General features: G+C 39.2%; 17 protein-coding genes. 9 read left to right on the plus strand and 8 right to left on the minus strand.

The features are described 5' to 3' along the window. Positions 1-19: 19 nt before the first annotated feature. Positions 20-1,114, minus strand: a complete 1,095-nt coding sequence (locus tag JM64_RS09495) for an HD domain-containing protein (protein ID WP_231882387.1) — start codon at positions 1,112-1,114, stop codon at positions 20-22. Positions 1,115-1,249: 135 nt separating this feature from the next. Continuing rightward, positions 1,250-2,059, minus strand: a complete 810-nt coding sequence (locus tag JM64_RS09500; RefSeq protein WP_064012400.1) for a GGDEF domain-containing protein — start codon at positions 2,057-2,059, stop codon at positions 1,250-1,252. A gap of 107 nt (positions 2,060-2,166) precedes the next feature. Here JM64_RS09500 and JM64_RS09505 point away from each other — a divergent pair, with 107 nt between their 5' ends. From JM64_RS09505 to JM64_RS09520, 4 genes are all read left to right on the plus strand, one after another. Further along, a complete protein-coding gene (locus JM64_RS09505; protein WP_064012401.1) occupies positions 2,167-2,559 on the plus strand; it encodes a type II secretion system protein in 393 nt (130 codons plus the stop codon). A 27-nt stretch (positions 2,560-2,586) separates the two neighbouring features. After that, on the plus strand, positions 2,587-3,117 hold the full coding sequence (locus JM64_RS09510; RefSeq protein WP_064012402.1) for a hypothetical protein: 531 nt from the start codon (positions 2,587-2,589) through the stop codon (positions 3,115-3,117). 34 nt (positions 3,118-3,151) lie between these two features. Then, on the plus strand, positions 3,152-4,813 hold the full coding sequence (locus JM64_RS09515) for a hypothetical protein (protein ID WP_064012403.1): 1,662 nt from the start codon (positions 3,152-3,154) through the stop codon (positions 4,811-4,813). A gap of 102 nt (positions 4,814-4,915) precedes the next feature. After that, positions 4,916-6,640 (plus strand): methyl-accepting chemotaxis protein, encoded by a 1,725-nt coding sequence (locus tag JM64_RS09520; RefSeq protein ID WP_064012404.1) that lies wholly within the window; start codon positions 4,916-4,918, stop codon positions 6,638-6,640. Between the two features lie 45 nt (positions 6,641-6,685). On the opposite strand, the gene JM64_RS09525 is transcribed toward JM64_RS09520, so the two are convergent. The 6 genes from JM64_RS09525 to JM64_RS09550 all read right to left on the minus strand — a co-directional run bounded on the left by JM64_RS09525 (position 6,686) and on the right by JM64_RS09550 (position 17,037). After that, the gene (locus tag JM64_RS09525; RefSeq protein WP_156487938.1) at positions 6,686-8,353 is read right to left on the minus strand and encodes a hypothetical protein; all 1,668 of its coding nucleotides are present in this window, start codon (positions 8,351-8,353) and stop codon (positions 6,686-6,688) included. Continuing rightward, positions 8,280-10,367 carry a S8 family serine peptidase gene (locus JM64_RS09530; protein WP_064012406.1) on the minus strand — a complete coding sequence of 696 codons (2,088 nt, stop codon included), beginning with the start codon at positions 10,365-10,367 and terminating at the stop codon, positions 8,280-8,282. Before JM64_RS09530 ends, JM64_RS09525 begins: the two co-directional genes overlap by 74 nt. Positions 10,368-10,409: 42 nt before the next feature. Next, a complete protein-coding gene (locus JM64_RS09535; RefSeq protein ID WP_064012407.1) occupies positions 10,410-11,891 on the minus strand; it encodes a sensor domain-containing diguanylate cyclase in 1,482 nt (493 codons plus the stop codon). Between the two features lie 108 nt (positions 11,892-11,999). Beyond that, positions 12,000-13,715, minus strand: coding sequence for an ABC transporter ATP-binding protein (locus JM64_RS09540; RefSeq protein WP_064012408.1), 1,716 nt, complete (start codon positions 13,713-13,715; stop codon positions 12,000-12,002). 122 nt (positions 13,716-13,837) lie between these two features. After that, positions 13,838-15,121, minus strand: coding sequence for a Glu/Leu/Phe/Val family dehydrogenase (locus JM64_RS09545; protein ID WP_064012409.1), 1,284 nt, complete (start codon positions 15,119-15,121; stop codon positions 13,838-13,840). 248 nt (positions 15,122-15,369) lie between these two features. Then, positions 15,370-17,037: a formate--tetrahydrofolate ligase gene (locus JM64_RS09550; RefSeq protein ID WP_064012410.1), complete on the minus strand. Its 1,668-nt coding sequence runs from the start codon at positions 17,035-17,037 to the stop codon at positions 15,370-15,372. A gap of 189 nt (positions 17,038-17,226) precedes the next feature. On the opposite strand from JM64_RS09550, the gene JM64_RS09555 reads away from it, so the two are divergent. The 5 genes from JM64_RS09555 to dtd all read left to right on the plus strand — a co-directional run bounded on the left by JM64_RS09555 (position 17,227) and on the right by dtd (position 22,522). Next, a complete protein-coding gene (locus JM64_RS09555) occupies positions 17,227-18,294 on the plus strand; it encodes a phosphoadenosine phosphosulfate reductase domain-containing protein (RefSeq protein ID WP_064012411.1) in 1,068 nt (355 codons plus the stop codon). Then, positions 18,246-18,905, plus strand: a complete 660-nt coding sequence (gene rnc / locus JM64_RS09825; RefSeq protein ID WP_231882503.1) for a ribonuclease III — start codon at positions 18,246-18,248, stop codon at positions 18,903-18,905. The genes JM64_RS09555 and rnc overlap by 49 nt, the downstream gene beginning before the upstream one ends. A gap of 59 nt (positions 18,906-18,964) precedes the next feature. Further along, positions 18,965-19,813, plus strand: coding sequence for a site-specific tyrosine recombinase/integron integrase (gene xerA / locus JM64_RS09560; RefSeq protein ID WP_312058836.1), 849 nt, complete (start codon positions 18,965-18,967; stop codon positions 19,811-19,813). 91 nt (positions 19,814-19,904) lie between these two features. Beyond that, positions 19,905-22,070: a RelA/SpoT family protein gene (locus JM64_RS09565; protein WP_064012637.1), complete on the plus strand. Its 2,166-nt coding sequence runs from the start codon at positions 19,905-19,907 to the stop codon at positions 22,068-22,070. A 2-nt stretch (positions 22,071-22,072) separates the two neighbouring features. Continuing rightward, positions 22,073-22,522 carry a D-aminoacyl-tRNA deacylase gene (gene dtd, locus JM64_RS09570; RefSeq protein WP_064012412.1) on the plus strand — a complete coding sequence of 150 codons (450 nt, stop codon included), beginning with the start codon at positions 22,073-22,075 and terminating at the stop codon, positions 22,520-22,522. Positions 22,523-22,524 lie beyond the last annotated feature (2 nt).

Below are 22,524 nucleotides of genomic sequence, written 5' to 3' on the forward strand. Positions count from 1 at the left end.
CATACCCCTTTGCTTTATTTTAGAATATTATCGTTTCTATCTCATCAATCCACTCAGAGACATCTATCGGAGAGATTTCTTTAACCAACCGCTTGAAGTTAAAGAAATTTTCTCTGAAGATATCTATCTTGTTACCCGAGTTGATTTCAACAGCGCATTCCAAAAGCGCAGCCAGATAATCCGCTGTGCGCACAATTATACCTGTCTCTCCAGAAAATGGTTCAACAGCATAGTCGACGTATTCTTTAAGTGGTGCTAAAGCTTCGCAACCACTAATCCATTCGACAGTCATTTCTTTTTCCACATTTGCCACAAGCTCGTCAAGGCCTGCCACCTTTTTCTTCGTGGGGGTTATTACGTCACCTGTGAACGCTTCAGGAAGGTCATGGAGTAGGCCCTTAGTGATTATTTCTTCAACAGGCTCAGATTTTAAAAGCTTGGCAATCAAGTAAGCTATCGTGACCACGACGAAAGAATGTCCGCTTACACTTGTGCGAACGTTTCTGTGCGTTCGATTCCAACGAACCATGGAAGTGAGGTTGAGAAGGGGTGTCCAAACATATTGAGCAATTTCCCAGTATTTTTTCAGCTCTGTTTGTGGAATTGTTTGAGATATGCTGTTTATCTTCTCCTTAAGTTCTTTCAACGGTTGGCTATAATCGTATAGTTTGCCGTTTTCTTGCGCCTCGAGGTAGCTAATGTAAAGATCAGCAAGTTTATCCAAAGGGTTACACTCTTGTGTTTCTGATACAAGAAGTTTTACAGTTTCTTCATCTGCGATGTTTTTTAAATCATCGAGTGCCTTTTTCCTAACTTCGCTCCACACATGTGGTGCAAACCGTTCTATACGTTCTTTCAACTGCAAAGAGACATCGGAAAGAACGATTTTCGGTAGTTCACGGGATAACCGCCAGCGCAGACTATTTTCAAGCGCTTGACTCCTGTTCAAACTATCCGAGTTTTGAACTGCAACAAAAACAAACGAAAGGAAGAGTGTATTAAAAGAATTATCCGCCTCTGTGAATCTCAACAAGGCAGGACGGTTGTTCCAACGTTGGATGGTAAACAGATTGGTTAAAGAAAATAAAAATGTTCCCTTCCCCAAATAAACCACCCCTCAGCTTTCTTAATTTAGATTATACCACAAGGTGGTTGGGAAATGGAACATTTACTATTCAACAATATAAGTCAATCATCCCAAGTTTAAACACGATCGCGCTTAATTTTTTTAAAACTCTTAAGAATTTGTCTATATAACCATCAAAGTATTACTCGACTTTGCATGAGATTTTTTATTCTTTTCTTTGTACATACGTTCATCAGCAAGTTTTAGGATTTCATATAAACTTCGGTCATTTTCGATAGGAACTATCCCATACGAGAAGCTGATAGCAGATAGGTTTTTAATCCTTTCAAGAAGCATCTCCGGATTTCCGGAATCAACGAAGAGAAGAAATTCGTCTCCACCGTATCTAATAAGCATGTCTGTTTTTCTCATACTTTTTATGCACGCTTGTGCGAACGATTTGAGCACCTCGTCACCTTTTAAATGGCCATATTCATCGTTGATTTTCTTCAGATTGTCGATATCTATAAAAACGATAAATGAATCTCTGCCGGTCCGCTTAACACTTTCTACAGCACTTTCCAACAATTTTAAACCTGCTGCTTTTGAATATGCTCCCGTAAGTGAATCATAAAGTGCCATATTGGACATTTCTTGGTATTTGAGAATATTTTTGTAATGCGTTTCGGCAACGCTTGAAACTAAGTTTAACACTGCAATGTCTTTATTGTTTTGGCCTGAAAAATAAACGCTTATTCTCACATGTTCGGAAGAGAAATTATACAGGACCCCTATTGTGGTGCCTAATATTTTAACAAAGTTAGGGGTCATAACCCTCACACCGCTGGCTCTTGTGTGCATGTAAATAGATTTTGCAAGCTTATCTACAAAATTCCACTCGCCTAATTCACTCAAAAAATTCACAAGATTGACGACAAAATCTATTGGCAAAGTAGGTATTTCTTGAGCCAAAAATGTGTCAACTTTTTCCACCATGCTCACCTCTTTTCATCCTTCCTAAACGATTTATCGGAAAAATGGGTCTAAATTTTTAGAAGGCATTGTATAATAGTTGAGTAAGTAAAAAGGGAGGTTTGAAGATGAGCATTCAGACAAAACTTAGGCCCGCTTATTCGTTAGTTGAAACACTCGTAGCACTTTTGCTTATAAGTATCGTCTTTATGATAATCACAACTGGTATCTCAAGTGTTCTCCAATCTCTTTCATCTATCCAAAACCAGCAAAAGGTGATAGAGCTCCAAAATTTTCTTGCGCGGTATATCTACATCCAAGGGTCCGTCGGGCAAACCACAATCAATTTGGACGAAATTAACAGAGGTTTTCACAAATCAAACGGAACTCAAGTCGCTTATCCGAAAGTTGTAAGTTTCTCATCAACAACAACACCTTTTTTTGTTAAATTCGTTTTTACAATAGAACGAATTCCCGGAAGAACCGAACAATTTATTGTTTACCAATACAAGGCATACTAACCTATCAACGAGAAGGCAGGTGGTCATATGGAATTAACACTTTCTGGTTTAATTGCAAGTATGGTCATAATGGTGTTTGTTATAGCGATGTTAGGTCTAATATTCAACCTAACACTAAATGTGCTCAATCAACAGCAAGAATACGCCGCCTTTTATGCGGAAGTTCAAAGTGTAACAGACATATTAGACAACATTTTGACACAAAGCGTATGGAACGATGAATTGGTGGATGCACAAGGTAGACCCCGGACTACGGAAATTGCCCCAGATGGTAAGTTTGTGTATCTAAAATTCTTTTCACCAGTTGGTATGAATGTCGTTACTGTTAAGAAAAAACTTGAATTTGTGTCAGTAGGCGACAGTGTGATAATACGGTTTGACGGCAAAGACTTGGTCAGGACATCTAAGATAAAATACGTTTCGATTTCACTCCAGACTAAGAAAGAACCCTCAGGTTTAATAATAGACCCAAAATTTCTTGAAGTCACATTCATTCACAATAATGGAAAAATAAAATATTCTGTTCCATTGCTTACTGCTTTAAGCAGTTCTTCTTGACCTTTGGCAAGAAAATTTGAGGAGGGATTCATACATGCAAACAAGAAAAGGTTTTATGACAGCTTTAGTGCTGATTTTCTTGACGGTGGCCAGCATCATGCTTTTGACTCTCTATCAACTCGTTGGTAACTACAGAACAAATGCTATCAGAATGCAAGTCTCATCACAACTTGAGATAGATGCTATCAACCTCTTGAACGTTGGAGCTGGATTTTTGCGAAATCGTTCTGCTGGGATTTTAGGCTTCAACATCCCGTATCAAACAGGCTTACCTTCTTGGTATAACGATTTCAAATCAAAACTCAGCAGGGAATGGAGAGATTTTTTGGAAATCTACGCAGATAACAAATCTTTCTTAATTGCTGAAATAACAGCAAGTGGAAGCTTTGCTACCGACAACCAAATACGTGACGAGTTGGTTGGATATTTGTCAAATAGGAAGCTCTCTAATATCTCCATATACGCTATCAAGTCAAAAAGCCCGTTTTCAGTTCTAATTGTTGCAAGGGCTGAAAAAGTAGGGAAACTTGTATACAGTTATGGGATAGTCACCTCAAAAATCTTAAACCAATACGTTTACTTCACAAATAGAGAACGTCGTCCTGACGGGGTTACAATATATTTCATAAAGGGCGAACTTATCGATGGACCAGTTAGGTCGCACGATTATATAAACATAAACAACGAAGGTGGAAAACCAACGTTCACATCACCAATAGAGATCGTTGGAATAAAAGACAGAAACGGAAACATAGTAAATCCTGCTGATTATAGCAATTTTGCAAACTTGTTAGGAAATCCACCATACAGGTTATTAACATCAACAGATATAGCCGCACTTGATTTTAACGCGATAAAAAATGAGTATAAAAATTCCATAAATACACTTGTGAGAAATTACACTGACATCCGTTCAGAACCTTTGGTGCTTAGCGGAATAAAATTCAACGGTGATGTCACTATCAGTTTTGCCCATGGGCAATCTGGGAGTAACTACGATATAAAAATTTCCCAAGGTAACACCGATTACATCATCTCGTGGAACCCAGCTCCACCGGATGCCAGGATAAGAAAACAAGGTGGCGGTCCAGCAGAGGAATTTAATATAAAGTTTAACGGCGTAGTTTACGCAATTGGAAATATAACTATCGACGGTCCGACTCAACTTTCAACTTATAAAGGAAATTACACTCTTTTCTCTGAAAATGACATCATCATTAAAGACCGTCTTATTCCTTATAATACTTTCGCAAGTCAGTTCACCAACAATGAAGATGGTAACAACGGCGATCCGGTTAGTGAAAGTGTTAGTGTAAGTAAGCTTGCTAGTATAAAGAATTTTGTAAACACACAGGAAACATCTTCATTAAACTTGGTTGCCATCAACAATGTAAGAGTTGGTGAAAAACTAAGAAATATGAAGATTTTCGCAAGCTTGTTTGCATTTGATGGTTCCTTCATGGTTGATAATCACAATACTGGCAGTCCCTCTGGGCAACTCTTTGTGTTTGGAAGCATCATGCAAAACTATAGAGGTCCTGTCGGTACCTTCAACCCAAGAACTGGTGAAACACTTACAGGATATTACAAAACATACGCATACGACCCGAGGATATTGACAGGGGCACATCAGCCCTACGGAACTCCAGCACGTTCTCAGACGGTTTCTGTTAAGGTTGTTGGAATTGCGAAATAAAATTTTGATAAAAATCACTATTTATAGAGTATTTGTGATAGAATTGTATAGCATAACGACAGATAGAAAGATAGACGAAACTATTAAGTTGGAGGTATGTGCATGAATCTGGCAGAAAACGAAAAGAACACTATATTGAAAAAACTCTCTATCCTACCTGTTATTGCGGTCACGGTTATCGATTTACCCGCACTCTTGTTTAGTTACTATGTTTTTGCGGGTATTGGAAATTACCCAATTGTGAACATACTTCTTGGATATCTAATCGATTTGGTTGTGCTACTTCCCGTTGTACTGTTTTTGATTAGGGCTAACGTAAGAAAGGCGTTTGAGGGCAAAGGGTTTAACGTCCCAATATACATGTCTGTGGTATTGTTCACAGCAAACATAGTTGCAGCAACTATCGTCGGACTTTTTGCAAGTAAATTGGCTCCGCTTCCTGAAAGCGTACTTATGCTCAGATTGTCTGGTGCACTTGCGATAAATATGGATATAATTGCACTAGTGTTGTATATTTATTCGAGGATGAACGTTGCTCAAGTGGTTGAAAGTAAGCTGTTTCATAAATTCATGATTCCAACTACCACAAAGTTGAGCGTTGGCGTCATGGCTGTATCACTTTGGATTGGTCCCGCACTGCTAAAATATGCAACACTCGCCTTTGAGATTGAAAATTCTGTGCAATTCAAACTTGTGTTAATAAGCATTGTGCTGAATATTGTAATCGCAGTAGTCACCATCGTTCTTGCAAGAGGTGTTCTAAAAGGTCTGCCGTCGCTCAAACAAGCATTTGAAAAGATTGCATCTGGTGATTTGACATACAGGGTTGAGGTTAAATCTATAGACGAATTCTGGCAAATCAATTCGCTACTTAATCATGCGACGGAAAGTATTTCAAGGCTTATCTCTGAGTCAAAGAACGCTTCCGAAATGACAGAAAACTCACTGGAAACGTTTGAAAAAACTTTCAATAACTTCGAAAATATGTCAATTTCTTTCTCTAAAGCTATTGAGAAACAGCAAGAAGATATTTCCCGTATCTCCGCATCTATCGAAGAGATAAATGCAACTATCGAAGAACTTTCAAGCCAATCACAAGGTCTGAGTAACCTTGCTGCCCAGGCGGCAGAATTAGCAAAGACGCTTGAAGAAAGAGCGACGTTTGGAAGTAAGGAGCTTGAAAATGTCAGGAACATTACCAGTGGATTTGTGAGAGAATACGAAGAATTAAGAAACGGAATTAGAGACCTGAGTTCCGCAACAAAGAACATAGGCAGTATTATCGAAACTGTAAGACAAATAGCAGAACAAACCAATTTGCTCGCTCTGAACGCAGCTATTGAGGCAGCAAGGGCTGGGGAAGCTGGAAGAGGTTTTGCAGTTGTTGCCGATGAGATAAGAAAATTGGCAGAACAAACAAAGTCTTCAACCGATACGATAAACTCAACGATATCGGCCGTGGATACGTATTCCAAAGCTCTGGAAAGTCAGATAGAAAAGCTTTACACGGAAGTTGAACAAACCGAGCAAGGCTACAAGAAAGTTTCAGAAAGTTTTGAACAGATAGCCAGGTCTATATCAGAATTAACGAATGTAATAGACAACGTAGCAGCACATTCACAAGAACAGACAGCAAGCGCGGAAGAGATGAGTTCCGCATCCACAGAGATAGTCCACAGTATACAGGCAATCGAAGAAAGTGGTTCGTATATACTTGAAAGAATGAGAACGAGCGTTGAAGAAATTGGGAATATCCGAAGACAGATTGAGCAACTTAGGGATGTTGTTGACAGATTAGTTTCCGAACTCAACAAATTCAAGGTGTAAAAAAATTCGAAACAGCAAAATAAGCTCCCCAGATGGGGAGCTATTTTATTCATCGCTTGTTACAAAAAGATAGTATTTCTCAGGTGCAATAACCACGGGTGAAATTCTGAAGTTGTAATCACAGTTTACACTGAGCGATAAGGAATTATTTTCATTATCATCCCACATCACTGCTATCAACTCCGGTGCCCATTCGTATGGTTTTCCCGGTTGAAGCTTTCCATCAGGCAAGTCTTTCCAAACGTAGCTACTCATGTTGATTGTTACAATTGATGAATCACTTGTAAAATAGGGAATATCGATAAGTGGGTAATGAAAAACACCACTATTAACGGTTAGGTCGTATATCCACATATCGTAAAGATACTTGATTTTCCCTTCATACTTCTCCACACCAGATATTTTCCAGCTAAATGTAGGAGATAAAGAGACATCTGTTGCTCCATCCAACGGGGAAACATCTGTTATCTCAACCATAGGCAACGGTTCTACACTACCAAGGAATACTTTTGGTCCTTCCATTCCACCGTATTTCGAAGATATAGAATACCAGACTCTACTTCCCGGTCTAATATCACTTGTATCATAGTAAGTATTTTGCCTTGAACTCACAACTGTAAGCTTTTGATACTCTTTGCCATCGTATGACTTATAGATAACGTATCCGTCGGGTTCATCCGTTTTGTTTCTCTGCGAGCTTTCAGACCATCTTTTCCAGGAGAGTTTAACGTATAAGTTTGTAGGACTTTTGCTTTGGTTTGGCATGCTACTATCCTGGGTTGAGTAATATTTTATAGTCGTGTTCAGATTGTATGCGTAAACTGCAGGTTGATTGGCTTCTACCACATAAGGATTGATTTTCAAATTTGTAAATTTGGTCACTGTAAGGGGCACAACAACTTCGTATCTGTTGTCGTTCACATCGTAAGCATCGATGAAGAGATATAGCTTCCCTGAGAAAGGTCTTAAATCTAACTCTCCCTCAAGAATATTAGACTCAGCAAACAACCTTGGAGAAGTAAGATATTCAGCACCTGGCGGAGTGCCAAGTTTGGCATACATGAAAGATACTGGGAAATTTGAAGTTGTGCTTTTCGCCGAAATATAGATATAAGACAGTCCAAGAATGTTGTATATAGAGCTGTCATCGGAGAGTAATTTAGAAATCTTGTTTTTTGAAGTATAGATATCAAACGATAAGTCCATTTCGTTTTGATTTTGTTCTGATGATAATAACTTTGTCCTCCTTAATGTTGTATTAAGCACAAGTGGTGAATGGATGTTTAGAATCTTTATGGTTGTCTTCGCGTGGCCACTTTTCGAGATTTTTACTAAGTATGGTCCTGAGTACAATTTGACGTTAAAACGTGCCTTCCCGTCAATTGTCTGTTTTGTATCAACAACATGTCCATCTCTGAGAAGTTCTACAGTGGCACCATCGACTGCTGGACCACTGTTGTACTCAGATACATACAACGCAATCTCAACACTTTCTGTATCTGGCTTTGTAATGATACATGAGCTAAGTAACAGTGACAACAGTATAATTACTGATAAAAAGAATTTATACATCCCTGCTTTAGTCATTCGTTCCACAAATTCACACTCCCCAATTAATTCGTCGCTATTTTCAAGTCTTTTAATCCGACTTACCAAAAAGTGTCCACCATGCATACGGACCATTGCTATCGTAAATGTAAGTTTCTGTCGCATCTTCCAGAATCTTCCCACCAATCGGTATATGTGTTCCGTTGATTGTTAGAGTTCCAGAAACAGAAATGCTTTCGTAGGCTTTTTGTGACAGTCTCAGTTTAATTAGGTAACGTCCACTCAGCTCTGAGAAATCAACGGTATTGCTTGTCAAATCCTTTGTTATCTCGTATCCAGTTTCCGTTGGTAGCTTTGTCACATCAAGAAAAACGATCTGTGGATTCACGCCAACTTCTGGTATATCTATTTCCAGGGAAGCCTGAGAGGAAAACCTTACGATATCGGACTTACTTTCGTTTAAAGTCTGATGAAAAGTCAACGTCCGTTCCTCTGCCTTTCTGTGAGCTATGCGCATCAGTCCTTCAGAATTTTCTTTCGAATCCGGCCCACTGACTATTACATCGTAATCACCTGCATCTATACTTATAAATTTCGCAATACCTTCTGCATTCGTTTTGGCAAAATACCGAATATTTCGCCCGTTGCTTGCAACTCCTACAAGTGAAACACTCACAGAAGGCACATTCCACTTTCCATACGCATCTGTAACAGTTAAGCGATAATCTAACCCTCCGTCTACTGGTAAATTCTGATTGACTGCGCTGGCATTTACCAAACCGTAACCAGCTTTTTCATCGTAGCCCTTTTCACCTATGTCAACAGCACTTTCTTCAAGTATCTTTCTTATTTGCCAAGGCTTTGCGTTTGGATATTTCTGCAGCAATAATGCCACCAATCCAGAAACGTGTGGTGTTGCCATGGATGTGCCGGTCATGTAACCATAATAGCCGTTGTTTTCCGCCAAAGCAAAGCTCCTTCTGTCGTATCCTCGTGAACCTTCCTGAGGCATTGTTGAAATAATCGACACTCCAGGTGCACACACACTTATCATTGGGCTACCGCTGGAAAAGTCTGCAACAGTATAGTCTCCACCGTTGAACTCCACAGCACCCACTTGTATAACACCAGGATAATTCGCCGGATATTGGTAAGATTGTATAGCTTTTGAATTACCGGCCGCTGCGACTACAACCACCCCTCTTTCGAGTGCATAGTCAAATGCATCTTTAAGTGTCTGTGAATACCCAGCCCCGCCCCACGAATTGTTCAATATCTTTGCTCCATGATTAACTGCCCAAATTATCCCTTTTGCTGCGTAATCGTCTCCTACATACCAACCTCCGTTATCGAACAAAACCACAGGCATCACTTTTGCACCTGGTGCTACGCCTACAATTCCCTTTCCATCAGACTTTGCAACAATCGTACCTGCCACGTGCGTTCCATGTGAACCCCCAAAGGATGAGTCAGTGCCCTCTGCAAGAACTTCATCCGTAGATGGTCGGTAGCCTTCTACAACTTGCCCTTGCAAATCCGGATGGGTTCCATCAACACCGGTATCGAGAACGGCGACAATAACCCCTTCGCCTCTGTGTCCATCGCTCCATGTATCTTTAATCTTAATAGCCCTGAGCCCCCACAGATACAGGTCAAGAGACTCTCCTGAGTAGTTGGTGTATTCAGAGAGAGTGGCAACTAACTTTTTCGTTTCATAGTTATCTGGTCGAGTATTTATCTCAAATGGAACCAGCTTCCTAACATAAACATATTCCGCATATCTTATTCCATATTTTCCTCTTATCAGTTCGTTTCCCAAAAGTTGGAGTGTTTTATCCACGTTTTCAACCTTTACAGAGATTACTTTAATCTCCGGAATATGAACAACCAGCTTTCCGTTAAGTAAATTCAAAATACTATTGATTTTCTCCTCATCAGAATAACCAATGAGAATACGGTCAGCGTAATATTCGTTACCGTTTTCTTCAAAAGAAATTGGAGATTCCGAAGGCAGATTTTCCTTGGCATGAGTTTCTTTGTGCAGGCAAGAAGTTAAAGAAAGTGATAGTAGAACAAGAAAAAGCGAAGAAAAGAACAAGAAAGAAAAAATTAAGCTCGCAAAAGACGTGCTTAATTGCTTTAGAATAATGAACGCTTTAAACCTTTGAAACTTTTTCATCTTAGCGTCTTCTCCTTCCTTATTATCTTTTTACAGCATTTGTTATGTATTGCTTGTTTTACTCTTCTTCATCTCGTACATCCTTTTATCGACTTCTTTGTAAACATCATCTATCGTCTCAAATTCTGAGATTTCTAACATACCATACGATATAGAAATATTCTTTTCTTTCAACGATTCCACTATTCTTTTCATTACCAATTCGGCGTTCTCAACTGTTGTTTCTGGAAAAACAAGCACAAATTCATCGCCACCGTATCTGGCAACTAAATCCATGACTCTTATGTTTTTAAATATTGTTTCAACTAAGGTCTTTAACACTCCGTCTCCATACACATGCCCGTATGTGTCGTTAATCTTTTTAAATTCGTTAACATCCAGGAACACAACCGTTGTCTTAGAGTTTGTTCGCCTACATTTGCTCAACTCTTTTTCTAAAAATTGTTCTAAAAACCGCCTGCTATACGCTCCAGTAAGATAGTCCTTTATCGATAGTTCGAAAAGTTTCGTCCTTTCTGTGTTCAATTCATCCAGTATTTCGATAAACCTTAGTGCAAGGGATATGAAATGAGCTATCTTGTCAAAAATAGCAAGTGTCGATTTTGAAAATTGGTCTTCGCCTTGCTTTTCGAACAAAATAACTCCTTTAGTTAATCCACGAAATGACACCGGAACACCGTAAATTGTGAAGCCCTTGGTTGTGAATCGCCTTATATAGTAAAAGTTGTAACCATCACTAAAAGAAGTGTCTTTTTCAGAATTTCTGATATGGACTTTCAGACCTTTGTCAACTATATACCTGGACAGGGTTTTTTCCTCGGGCTTTATAACAAAACCACTTCTATCATCTTCGTCTGTATACTTAAAGTACGGAAAGTAGAGTTCTCCTGTCGGTTTTAGCAGACCTATTCCAAAGATATCAACAAGTCCGTAGTTAGCAAGTATTTTCTTGATAGCTTCACCAAGTTCATACAAGTTTATACTTTCTTTTGAAAAATGTTCATTGAAAATCTCGCTGAGCTCGGCTAGTATAGTTACTTCTAAGTTCGATAACTCATTAGATACATCTCTGGTTGTTAGCACAGCGTATTTCTTATCGTTGAGGTGTTTTTTAAAATATTTAATCTCAAAATATTTCTGACCAATTTCTTTTCTCCAAACTCCAGAATAATCTGATGCTTTTGCCTCGCGTTGTTTTTTAATCTCGGTTAGGATATCGTAAAACACTAAATACCTCTCCGGGTGAGAAAACAACTCATCTAAGTTTTTTTTATTTCTTATATCAATCCCTGCAACATCTGTATGCTCAAGTAAGATACTATTGATATACACCAGCTCATCATCAATCCAGATTGCAATTCCCAGTTTTTCACCTTCTAAAACTATGCCCAGTCCGCTGATAAATTCATTCAGTGATTTTTCATTCTTTGCTTTTCCTCTTAGTTTTCGTCTATTTGTCACAAAAAGAACAAACAAGATAGCGATAAGTAAGAAACAAACAGCGAAAATCACCTTCAGCAGCACTTTACTCACTCCCTCGAAAAAAAATAATGCCAAGGTTTTTAAAAAACCCCTTGGCATTATTTTATCACAAATATTTGAATTTTGATAACACATCAACACTTACCATTGTTACTCATCTATAACCAACTGCTTTTTATACATCCTCGCATACAATCCATCGTTTTTCAAAAGCTCGTAATGGGTCCCTTTTTCTAATACCATGCCCTGGTCAAGAACGTAAATAACGTCAGCGCTTTGGAGTACCTTAAGTCTGTGAGTTATTATTATCATCGTCGAACCTTTCATCTTGCTTCTTAGAGTTTGAATAATTTCTTCTTCGGTTTCCGGGTCAACTGCAGACAAACAATCGTCAAATATGTAGACATCTGCCTTTTTCATCAATGCTCTTGCTATTGTCAACCTCTGTCTCTGACCACCAGAAAGCATCACACCGCGTTGTCCAACGATTGTATCGTATTTGTCGGGGAATTTTTCAACATCTTCTTCAACTGCTGATAATTTGATGTATTCTTTCACCTCTTCCAAGTCAAATTGCTCCATAGCAAATGCAACATTCTTCGCCACAGAGTCAGAGAAAAGAAAACTCTCCTGTGGGACATAAGAAATAAGTTCGCGGATATCGTATGAATGAATATCGTTGATATCTATCCCGTTGATAAAGACCTTTCCTCTGTCGACAGGGTAAAGTTTGCTGATGATTTTTACCAAAGTTGATTTCCCACTCCCTACAGTTCCGACAATACCAACGAACTGACCACGTTTCACCTCAAAATCAACGCCTTTTAATACATATCTCTCCGTTCCAGGGTATTTGAACCAGAGGTCTTTAACAGATATATCATCTATTTGATGTATTTTGACAGGCTTTTCTGGTTCTACCACTATTGGTTGCGCGTTGCTTATCTCTTTTAGCCTTTGCAGAGAGGCTCGTCCTTGTTGAATAACATTCATAACCATACCGTAAGCAGTAAGGGGCCAAATTAACATCCCTATGTAACTGTTGAAAGCAACGTAGTCACCAAGTGTAACCGTGCCTTTTATAACCATCGGTCCACCGACACTAAGTGCCAAGAAAAATGCAAGCGTTCCTATGAAATGAACCAGGGGCCACATAATACCCCATACGCGTATCAAAGACATCGTTGCTTTGAAATGTTCTTTTGCTTTTTTATCGAAAAGTTCTTCTATCTTTGGTAAAATAGAAAAGCTCTTTATTATCTTTATGCCATCCATAGTCTCTTCCGTATACCCACTTAGTTCCATGTAAACATCCTGTGCGTACCTCGACCTTCTAAAGATAAGCCTTCCGAAAAGCAGTGAGACCAAGATTATTCCCGGCAGTGGAATTAACGCAGTCAGTGTTAATCTCCAATTCGTAGATGTTGCCATGAAGAATATCGTCATTGAGCTCATAAAGAGAGCATCTGTTAATTGGACAACTCCTATTCCAAGCATCCTTTCTACTGTGCTCACATCGTTTGTAAAATATGCCATTATATCTCCCGAACGGTGTTTATCAAAAAAATGCATATCCAAACTCAGAATCTTATCAAAAAGGTTCTTCTTTGCATAATAGTCAAAATAACGAGCACTTCCCATTATAAAATAACGCCACCAAAATCTACCAAATAGCATACCTAACGCAAGTGCAAGTATATCAAGGACAAAAAATCGCACTTCAGAAACATCTTTTATTGTCTGAAGCGCGTTAATGGCTTTCGCTATAGCTTTTGGGACAAAAAGTTGGAGCATATCTATTACGATAAGCGATATGATGCCAAAAATGTAAAAATGCCACCTTTTTTTCAGAAATTCTCTGAACATGCGCATATCACTCCCATTCAAAAGAACTAAGAAAGTTTGTTTTGCGAACGATATTATACCACACATTGTAAAAAAATGGAGCCCCAAAAATGGGGCTCCAGCGATTTTTTTGTCAAATTTAATTACATTGGGTAGTATCCTCTTTCTTTGACAGCGTTAGCAACTCTGCTAATTGCAACGATATATGCTGCAGTTCTCATGTCCGTATTATATTTTTCCTTTGTCTTGTAAACTTCTGCGAATGCGTTGACCATCATCTTTGTGAGTTTCTTTCTGATATCGTCAATGTCCCAGAAGAATGTTTGCAAGTCTTGGACCCATTCGAAGTAGGAGACCGTAACACCACCAGCGTTTGCAAGGATATCAGGAACTATAAGCACGCCTTTCTTTATGAGTATTTCCTCTGCCTCTGGGGTTGTTGGACCGTTTGCACCTTCGACAATGATTTTTGCTTTGATGTTGTCTGCGTTCTTTTCTGTGATTGCATTTTCAAGTGCTGCGGGAACAAGGATATCAACATCGAGCTCGAGGAGTTCTTCGTTTGTAATTGGTTTAGCTTTTGGATATCCTTTGATAAGTCCTTTGTTTGCATCACGGTAAGCAATGAGGTCATCGATATCAAGACCGTTTTCGTTGTAAAGTCCACCACTAACGTCACTGACAGCAACAACCTTTGCACCAAATTCTTCACTAAGAATCTTTGCACTGAATGAACCAACGTTACCAAATCCTTGAACTGCTACTGTTGCTTTGGATATGTCTTTGCCAAGGGCTTTACATGCTTCGTTTGCAACGATAGATACACCACGACCTGTTGCTTCCGGTCTACCCTCTGAACCACCGAGGTCAAGTGGTTTTCCAGTCACAACACCGAGTGCTGTGTAACCAACGTTCATACTGTAGGTGTCCATATACCATGCCATTATCTTTGCATTTGTGTTTACATCTGGTGCTGGAATGTCCTTCTGTGGTCCAACCATCATTTGAATTTCTGAGAAGAACCTTCTGCTGAGTCTTTCGAGTTCCTTTTCTGATAATTTTGTAACATCTACCCTAACGCCACCTTTTCCGCCACCATATGGGAGGTTCATAACAGCACATTTCCAGGTCATCCAGAAAGCAAGAGATGCAACTTCGTCGAGGTTCGTGTCAGGGTGATACCTGATACCACCTTTTGCTGGTCCTCTGGCTGTGTTGTGCTGGACCCTGTAACCTTCGAATATTTCTACTCTTCCATCGTCCATTACCACTGGGAAGTGAACTTCCAAAATCCTCTGTGGCCAAAGCAGGAAGTTACCGATGTTTGGGTCAAGTTCCATGAGGTCTGCCGCTTTTAAGAACTGTTTTTGTGCATTTTCATAGAGTGGTCCAAACGGTTTAAGGTTTCCCATCGTGCTCAGTTTCATCTTTTCACAACCTCCCTGGTTTTTAATGCTGGCGTGCCAATCTACCAGCGTTTCCCAATGTTTTGATACGTTTATCATTTCCAAGTCTATTATCTTTTAGCTTGATAAAACTATCAACTTTCATTTTGTGAAGGGTATCACATTTAGATTGAAAAAAGCCTAAAAATCTTCTTTTTTCTCTTAGATGTTTATTTATCTTTGTTTATGCATCTAAATGCTATAGTTGTTTGGAACCGATGTAAAATAATTTAGAACAGACCAATAATTTCCCCATTTTCGTTTATATCTATATTTACAGCAGCTGGCACTTTTGGAAGACCTGGCATAAGCATAATTTCTCCTGCTAAGGCAACCACAAATCCTGCACCGGCACTGATTTGGAAGTCTCTGATTGTAAATTCGTACCCTTTTGGTGCGTTTATCTTCTTTGGATCATCTGAAATGCTGTTTTGTGTTTTCGCTATTATAACTGGGTAATTTCCAAACCCATTCTTTTTGAGCATGCTCAATTTTGACTTTGCTGTTTCTGTGTATGTAACCTTTCCTGCGCGATATATTTCTTTCGCTATCAGCTCTATTTTCTGCTCAACTGGTAAATCCATAGGAACCAGTGGCTTATAATTACTTGGTGTATTTTCTGCTATCTCCTCAACAGCTTTTGCAAGTTCGATAGCACCTTCTGAACCTTTTGCGTATACTTCATTAACCACACATTTAACCGGGCTGTTTTCCATCACGGCATCTATCTCTGCTTGAGTATCACTTTCAAATTTGTTGAGGGCAACAACAACAGGAACTCCGTATTTTTGCAAATTTTCAACGTGAACCTTTAAATTCTCCATACCTTTTATCACAGCTTCCACATCTTCTTTAGAAAGTTCTTCTTTAGCAATTCCACCGTGGTATTTCAGTGCTCTAATAGAAGCAACCAGAACAACTGCATCAACAAATAAACCTCCAGTCGGCGCCACGAAGTCCAAGAATTTTTGAGCACCGAGGTCCGCTGCAAATCCGGCTTCAGTCACAACGTAATCGGAAAGCAGAAGTGCAAGTTTGGTTGCTATAAGCGTGTTAGTTCCATGGGCTATATTAGCAAAAGGTCCGCCATGAACAAAAGCCGGTGTGTTTTCAATAGTTTGAACAAGGTTCGGATTAATGGCATCTTTTAGTAAAGCAGCTACTGCACCTTGTACGCCAAGGTCTTTCACTCTGATAAGCCCTTTCTTTTCACTTTGTGCAATAACAATCTCTCCGATTCTTCTTTTTAAATCAGCAATGTCAGAGGCAAGACACAATGTTGCCATTATCTCGGAAGCGGCGGTGATTAAGAATCCATCTTCTCTTGGATATCCGTTCGCACTTCCGCCTAACCCCACCACAATTTGCCTAAGTGCCCTGTCGTTCATATCCATAGCACGTTTCCAGTATACCTTTCTTATATCTATTCCCAATTCATTACCGTGATTTATATGCGCATCTATCATTGCTGAAATTAAATTGTGTGCTGTTGTAACTGCATGTATGTCTCCTGTAAAATGCAGATTTATGTCCTCCATAGGTAAGACCTGCGAGTATCCCCCACCGGCTGCCCCACCTTTAACTCCAAAAACAGGACCTAACGACGGTTCTCTCAACGTAACTATCGATTTTTTGCCAATTTTGTTAAGTGCCATTGACAATCCTATACTCGTTGTTGTCTTTCCCTCTCCAGCTGGAGTCGGTGTGATTGCGGTAACAAGTATCAATTTTCCCTTTTTCTTTCCTTGCTGCTCAAGTTCTTTTAAATACTTATGGTCAACCTTAGCAATGTAATTTCCGTAAAGTTTCAACCTCTCCTCAGGAATACCCAAACTAAAAGCTATTTGTCTTATATCTTTCAACTTTGCACTCTTCGCAATTTCAATATCTGACAGCATGTTATCACCTCCGTTTTTAAGTTTACCACACTTTTATTGTTAATAAAAGCTCAGAAAGTTCCAACGAAAGTGTTTTTTCATGCTTTTTTTCGTGTGTTCTTCACAATATGTATATGCTATTCAATTTTGCTTTCAGATATGGTAAAATATTGGAAAACAAAGAAGAATAAGAAACAGGAGGCTTGGTTCATGGCTGTAAAAACAAAAGAAGAAATCTTAAATGAAATAAAGCAAGTTGCCAGCGAGTACGGTAAAGATTTTGTTATAGCATTTTCGGGAGGAATGGACAGCACAGCAGCAGCATTACTTTGCGCCGAAGCGTTGGGAAAAGAACACGTTGAACTTGTTCACGTTGTATATGGTCCTTACACATATTCAAATGCTTTAAAGATTGTTTCTGATTTTGCTCAAAAGTACGGCTTTAAACTTACTTTCGTAGAAAATCTTGGACAAGAAAAGATTTGGAAAACGGGTCCATCTTGCAATATGTGCACGAAAACAGTTAAAATGGGGACTGTCTTGAGTTATGCAAATGGTCGTATAGTGGTCACTGGTTCAAACTCGTCAGATACTTGGGGTAAAACCGGGCTAAGGGTATTCAACGGGATGTATGCTCCACTTGGAGATTTAAGCAAAGACGAAATACGGGAAATTCTTAAAAGCTATGGAGTTACCATAAGAAGGATAGGGGAACATTCGACAAGAGAAGGATGTAAATTAAAACATCTATTAAAGCCAATGACTAATCCCTCTTACCACGGGCAAGCAACAGCTATTGCAAACGAGTTGGTTTTGAAATATTTTCCAGAGGGAAACGAGATTGCAAATGTTAAGATAGTTGGTCCTTTGTCAAAGAACATCGCAGTCATAAACGTTAAACCATTCAGGAATGAGGTCCACGACCTTGCTGACGAGTTAAGAAAAGTGGAAGTTATCGATGAAGTAGTTGTTGCCGATAAGCCATTGATTTTAGTAGTGGTCGCAAATCCTTCGATTTACAGAGTCGAAGAATCAAAATTTTGGATAGCCGAAGGTAAACTTAAACCTGAATTTGCAGTGCCTATCAAAATAGAATGGCATGAATCAAAAAACAACAAACTCAGGACTTTTCATGTTGTGGAGGTGCGTGAATGGACGACTTACGAGAACGAGAAAGAAGAATACTGGGAGAATTACAAGAAAAACTTGGATATCATTTCAAAAATCCAATGCTCTTGTACAATGCCCTCTGTCACTCCAGCTACGCGTACGAAGTAAATCAACTTGGGAGGGATGTGAAAAACAACGAAAGGTTGGAGTTTTTGGGTGATGCGGTGGTTGAACTTGTGGTCTGTGATATACTATATAACAAATATCCGGACGCAACAGAAGGTGAAATGGCAAAAACAAAAGGAGCCGTTGCCAGCGAAGAAGTTCTTACCGAGATTGCGAGCCAGTATGAACTCGGTAAGTACATCTTCCTTGGCAAAGGCGAAGAAAAGACTGGTGGAAGAACACGAAGTAGTATAATAGCAGACACGTTCGAAGCGGTTTGTGCAGCAATTTACCTTGACGGTGGATTAACAAAAGTGATGGAAGTGTTTGGGGAAAAGTTCGAAAAAGCCATAGAAGTTTTCCTAACCGGTCAACGCATCTTTGATTACAAAACGGCTTTGCAAGAGATAACCCAAGAAAAGTATAGAGAATTGCCCGAGTATAGAACGGTTAAACAAGATGAAAATGGAAGGTTTGTTGTTGAACTGTATCTCCAAGGTCAAAAAGTTTCAACTGGTACTGGAGCATCGAAAAAAGATGCGGAAAAAGATGCAGCAAAAAAAGCCTACGAAATATTGACAGCTACTGGTGAAAGTTCTTCTAATTCCAATTAGATGATACCGATTAAAGATATTGATAACAACTGGGGTGATAAAAAATCGACATTGGAGCGTTGCTGAAAACTTTCGAAGACTATCTGACACATGTAAGAAGAAGTTCCGAGAATACAGTTAAAGCATATATGAAAGACATAAAAAGGTTTTTTGAGTACTTGGGAAAGTCTCCCAAGCAAATAGAACGAGCTGATGTTGAACGTTTCATAAAAGCACTCTCCAAAGGCGAAATCACTGGAGAGCTAGTTACTGAATCGACCGTCTCAAGGTATATCTCGTCTCTTAGGACTTTTTTCGATTACCTCGAACTCATCGGTGTTGTTGAGGAAAATCCCATGGAAAGAGTCCGTCATCCACGGCTGAGGAAAAAAATACCAAGCTTTTTGACACTTGAGGAAGTCAAGGCACTTCTTTCCGTTTACGATGAGGAAAAAAAGCTAAAATATAAAGCCATACTTTCACTTTTATATTTCTGCGGGCTAAGGGTAAGTGAACTTTGCAACTTACGTGTTGAGGATGTTTCATTCTACCCACCGTATGTCAAAGTTGTAATGGGTAAGGGAAACAAAGATAGACTCGTTCCAATAAGTGAAAACATCGTTCCGCTTCTTGAAAAATACGTGGAGAAATACAAACCAAAGATTTATTTTTTTGAAAACAAAGGTCAACCACTGCATCCATCAACAGTTTTCAGAATCGTCAAACGAGCTGCACAAAAAGCAGGGATAACAAAACACATACATCCACACACACTGAGACATACATTTGCTACACATTTGGTCATGAATAATGTTAACGTGAAAATCGTTCAGGAATTACTTGGGCATGCAAATCTAAGTACTACTAGTATTTATCTACATGTTGCGGACAAAGAGAAATTCGATGCAGTTAAAAAGTTGGTTATATGAAAAGTGAAGAAAGAGGGTATTATCTTTGGACAAGCGGGAAATCGGGAAAAGCTCGCATGAGCTAGAGATTATCGATAAGGCAAACCCACGAGTGACCCAAAAAACCGAAGCTTTTGAAGAACCTGGAAAATACGATTCCGAAAGGTTCATATCAGAAATAGAAACGCTCCTTGGAAGACAGATTACTGACAAGGAGAAAGATGTATTGTACCGTGCTTTCGATATGGCAGAAGTCGCTTACCAAGGTCTTTACAGAAAGTCAGGTGAACCTTTCATAACACATCCAATAGAGGTGGCAAAAATCATAGCCGCATTGAAACTCGACGTTGATAGCATAGTGGCTGCACTATTGCACGATGCCATCGAAGATAGTGAAGGTCGAGTAACTTATGAGATGATAGAAAAGAATTTCGGAAAAGAAATTGCTCAGATAGTTGACGGAGTCACAAAGGTTAGTAGAATAAACGCTCCGGTTGGAAATGTCGAGCAAAAGAAAAAACTTGAAACTATCCAGAAAATGCTTTTTGCAATGGCAGAAGATATAAGGGTGATATTTGTCAAGCTCGCAGACAGACTCCACAATATGCGCACAATAGATTTCGTCGAAGACGAGGAGAAAAAGAGATACAAAGCGATGGAGACACTCGAGGTATATGCACCTATCGCCCACAAACTTGGTATAAACGTTATTAAGTCTGAGCTAGAAGACCTAAGTTTCAAGGTTCTCCACTACGATGAATATCAAAAGATAAAACAATTGGTAGCACAAAAGAAAGTTGAAAGAGAGGAGAGGCTAAAGAGTTACATCCAGCAACTACAGACTGCTTTTCAAGAACATAACATCGATGCACTAGTCGAAGGAAGGTATAAACACTACTACAGCATCTGGAAAAAGATGATTCAGAAAGGCAAAGACTTTAACGAGCTTTACGATTTAATGGGATTGCGCGCTATTGTTTCAGATGTTACAACATGCTATACCGCTGTTGGTGTTGTTCACAACCTTTGGGTTCCACTACCCGGAAGGTTTAAAGATTATATTGCCGCTCCAAAATCGAATGGCTATAGGTCTATCCATACAACCGTCATTACCCAATTTGGAGAACCATTGGAAATCCAGATTCGCGATAAACACATGCACGAAGAAGCAGAATATGGTCTTATCGCCCATTGGGCATACAAAAGTGGTGAAGGGATTGTAGATATAAAACAAAAATGGATTTTAAGGCTTGCCGAATGGCGTAAAGAACTTTCACAGGGCTATGCCAGTCTGGAAGATTTAAAAAAGGAACTGCAAATGTCAGAAGTCTTTGTTCTAACACCAAAAGGCGAAATCATTCACCTCCCGTACGGTGCAACCCCTATAGATTTTGCTTACGCAATCCACACAGAAATAGGTCACCATTTCGCAGGAGCGAAGGTGAACGGGAAGATAGTACCTATCGATTATCAATTAAACAACGGAGATGTTGTGGAAATCATAGTCAACAAATCATCACCAGGTCCGAGCCTTGATTGGCTTAGATATGCAAAAAGCCCGAGAACTAAAGCAAAAATTAAGAGGTTCTTTAAAGAAAAAGAAAGAGAACAACTTATTGAAAGAGGAAAAGACGTTCTTCGAAGGGTAGCAAAGAAGTTGAACGTCTCTATCGAAGAACTTTTACAAAAACCAGAGATTAAGAAATACTTGACCACACATCAAATCGACGAGGAAGAATTTATTATCAGGCTCGGAGATAAAACAATCACCCAAGAAGAATTGATGCTGATAGTAGGCTTCAAAGAACAACCCAAAAAGAAGATAACAACGGCAAAGAAAAAATCACCAGCATCACTTGTGGTTGTCGATGGGCTCGAAAGCCTTGAAACACTATTTGCAAAATGCTGTAATCCAATCCCAGGCGATAAAATAGTCGGAGTTGCAAGTAAAAGGGGTATCGTAATACATAGGTCCAATTGTCAAAATGTTGTAGGACATGGACCGGATAGAAAATTTCCAGCTCTTTGGCGTTCAGATGTAACAGCTCAATTTGGTGTGTTAGTAAGAATGGAACTTGATAAAAAAGAAAGAGTTCCAGAGTTGCTTTCGAAGACTATGGAAAGAAAAATCGAAGTAAAAAACTTCAAGTTTGAAACAATAGAAGACGATTTTGTGATAATATCACTTAGCGTCATCGTTAAGTCGCTTGATGAACTCGAACAAATAATGGATTACTTCAAATCATCACCAGGTGTTAGAAAGGTGGTTCGAGGATAGATATGCGCGCTGTTGTTCAAAGAGTTACAAAAGCGAGTGTTAGCGTAGACAACGAGGTTGTTGGAAAAATTTCAAATGGTATAGTTATTTTGCTGGGAGTGGGAAAGGATGACACTGAGGAAGATGCCAAATACTTGGCAGAAAAAATCGTGAACCTCAGAATTTTCGACGATGAAGATGGTAAAATGAATCTTTCATTGTTAGATGTTAAAGGGCGAGCACTTATTATTTCTCAGTTCACACTTTACGGTGATTGCCGCAGAGGGCGCAGACCTTCGTATTCTGACAGCGCTCCACCAGATTTGGCAAAGGCTTTATATGAAAAATTCATCGAATTGGTAAAAAACTACGATGTTCATGTGGAAACTGGAATATTTGCTGCGCATATGCTTGTGGAAATACATAACGATGGTCCGGTGACTTTGTTACTTGATTCAAAAAAGGTATTTTGAAA

Source organism: Fervidobacterium pennivorans (genome assembly GCF_001644665.1).
In the GTDB taxonomy this organism is placed as follows: domain Bacteria; phylum Thermotogota; class Thermotogae; order Thermotogales; family Fervidobacteriaceae; genus Fervidobacterium; species Fervidobacterium ngatamarikiense.

Coding starts and splice junctions, on each gene's coding strand:
- rnc (WP_231882503.1), top strand. CDS start 18,246: ATGCTCTTGTACAATGCCCTCTGTCACTCCAGCTACGCGTACGAAGTA.
- JM64_RS09525 (WP_156487938.1), bottom strand. CDS start 8,353: ATGCGACAGAAACTTACATTTACGATAGCAATGGTCCGTATGCATGGT.
- dtd (WP_064012412.1), top strand. CDS start 22,073: ATGCGCGCTGTTGTTCAAAGAGTTACAAAAGCGAGTGTTAGCGTAGAC.
- JM64_RS09505 (WP_064012401.1), top strand. CDS start 2,167: ATGAGCATTCAGACAAAACTTAGGCCCGCTTATTCGTTAGTTGAAACA.
- JM64_RS09540 (WP_064012408.1), bottom strand. CDS start 13,715: ATGTTCAGAGAATTTCTGAAAAAAAGGTGGCATTTTTACATTTTTGGC.
- JM64_RS09515 (WP_064012403.1), top strand. CDS start 3,152: ATGCAAACAAGAAAAGGTTTTATGACAGCTTTAGTGCTGATTTTCTTG.
- JM64_RS09510 (WP_064012402.1), top strand. CDS start 2,587: ATGGAATTAACACTTTCTGGTTTAATTGCAAGTATGGTCATAATGGTG.
- JM64_RS09545 (WP_064012409.1), bottom strand. CDS start 15,121: ATGAAACTGAGCACGATGGGAAACCTTAAACCGTTTGGACCACTCTAT.
- JM64_RS09530 (WP_064012406.1), bottom strand. CDS start 10,367: ATGAAAAAGTTTCAAAGGTTTAAAGCGTTCATTATTCTAAAGCAATTA.
- JM64_RS09520 (WP_064012404.1), top strand. CDS start 4,916: ATGAATCTGGCAGAAAACGAAAAGAACACTATATTGAAAAAACTCTCT.
- JM64_RS09550 (WP_064012410.1), bottom strand. CDS start 17,037: ATGCTGTCAGATATTGAAATTGCGAAGAGTGCAAAGTTGAAAGATATA.
- JM64_RS09555 (WP_064012411.1), top strand. CDS start 17,227: ATGGCTGTAAAAACAAAAGAAGAAATCTTAAATGAAATAAAGCAAGTT.